Consider the following 2,022-nt stretch of genomic DNA (forward strand, 5'->3'; position numbering starts at 1 on the left):
TGACGGCGCTCACTGAAATTCCCCAGTTCTGCTCACTGAAATTCCCCACTCCGGGTCGCTTCCGCACATAGAAGCGGGCCTTCCTCGATGCTGATGGTCTTCGACCACACACCAGCTTCAAGAAAGGCCCTACTCCTATACTTTCAGAGGAGGACGACGTGGACATCCACGCGCTCAAACGGCAAGGGATGACGATCAGCGAGATCGCCCGCCGCACCGACCACGACCGCAAAACAATCCGCGCCTATCTGGCCGGACAACGCACCCCAGGAGTGCGTCAACGCGCCGCCCCGGACCCGTTCGACGCGTTCATCGACTACGTCACCGCGAGGCTGACGGAGGACCCGCATCTCTGGGCCGCGACGCTGCTGGACGAGCTCGTCCCGCTGGGCTTCGAGGGGTCGTATCAAACCCTGACCCGCCAGATCCGAGACCGGAGCTTGCGGCCGGCCTGCACCGCCTGCGCGCACGTGACCCGGCGGCCCAACGCGATCATCGAGCACCCGCCCGGCGAAGAGACCCAGTTCGACTGGGTCGAGCTGCCCGACGCGCCGTCCGGGTGGGCGTTCCCGACCAAACGCGCCTTCGTGCTCGTGGGTTCGCTGGCGCACTCGGGGGTTTGGCGGGCGGTGATTTCCCCGTCGATGGACCTGCCCCACCTGCTGGCGGCGATGACGGTGCTGTTGGGGCTGCTCGGTGGGGTGACGAAGTCTTGGCGGTTCGACCGGATGAGCACCGTGCTGAAGGCCGGGACGAGTGATCTGACGCCGATGTTCGCCGCGTTCTCCAAGCACCACGCCGTCACCGTCGTGGCCTGCCGGCCCCGGTCGGGCAACCGCAAGGGCGTGGTCGAGAAGAACAACCACACCGCCGCGCAGCGGTGGTGGCGCAACCTCCCCGACGACGTCACCCTCGAGCAAGCCCAGCAACGCCTGACCGTCTTCGCGACCGGGCAAGACGGTCGGCGCCGCGAGGGCCGCGACGGGTCAACGACGGCCGCGGTCATGTTCGCCGCGGAACGGCTCAAACCCTTGCCACCGACGCTGTTCCCGGTGGTGGTGACCGAGCAACGCACCGCGACACGGCAGGCGCTGATCGATTGGCGCGGCAACCGCTACTCGGTCCCGCCGGAACTGGCCGCAGCCCGCGTCGTCGTCCATCAACGCCTCGGCGCGACGACCATCGACATCGCCACCATCTCCGGGGTCGTCCTCGCCCGCCACACGCTCGCGGAGGCCGGCCTCGGGGTCACGATCCGCGACAGCGGACACGTCACCGCCCTGGAGACCATCGCCCTGGCCTCCGCGCCTCCCGGCCGGCCACACCGGAAGAAGGAACGCATCCCACCCGGCACCGCGGCACGCCGCGCCGCGATGGCGCTGACTGGCAGCGCCGAACCCACCACCGTGATCAGCCTGGCCGCCTACGAGACGGCCGCGAAGAACAGGAACACCCTCCGATGAACACCCCACTCACCACCACCCAGACGACCGCCACCCCCGTGACCACGGCGACGCCAGCGAGCGTCTATCAGCAGCTGCGCGGCCACCTCACCGAGCTCAAGCTCGCCGACGCCGCCGACGCCCTGCCCCGCGTCCTCGACCAGGCCCAAGCCGAGGGCTGGAGCCTCACCCACGCCCTCGAGCGCCTACTCTCCATCGAGGTCACCGCGACCGACGCCGGCGCCTCTCCGGCCGGTTCCGCTTCGCGAACCTCCCCACCGGCGCCACCCTCGACGACTTCGACCTCGACGCCGCCTCCGGCATCGACCGCAACCTGCTCGCCGAGCTCGGCACCTGCCGCTACCTCGAGACCGCGACCAATGTGCTGCTGATCGGACCGCCCGGAGTCGGGAAGACCCACATCGCCACGGGCCTCGGCCATGCCGCAGTGCAGGCCGGCTACCGCACCTATTTCACCTCCGCGGCCGATCTCGCCGCCCGCTGCCACCGCGCCGCGATCGAGGGCAAGTGGGGCACGATGATGCGGTTCTTCGCCGGCCCGACGCTGCTCGTAATCGAC

At 69.3% G+C, this 2,022-nt stretch carries 2 protein-coding genes; both read left to right on the forward strand.

Features of this window, described 5'->3' with window-relative positions; all coding sequences use genetic code 11:
- The first annotated feature begins 137 nt into the window (after positions 1 to 137).
- A complete protein-coding gene (locus tag E3T42_RS10160) occupies positions 138 to 1,463 on the forward strand; it encodes a DDE-type integrase/transposase/recombinase (protein WP_134402957.1) in 1,326 nt (441 codons plus the stop codon).
- Positions 1,464 to 1,620: 157 nt separating this feature from the next.
- A partial coding sequence (locus tag E3T42_RS10165; protein ID WP_241976017.1) for an ATP-binding protein occupies positions 1,621 to 2,022 on the forward strand: 402 nt, incomplete at its 3' end.

This window comes from Cryobacterium sp. TMT4-10, assembly GCF_004403275.1.
GTDB lineage: Bacteria > Actinomycetota > Actinomycetes > Actinomycetales > Microbacteriaceae > Cryobacterium > Cryobacterium shii.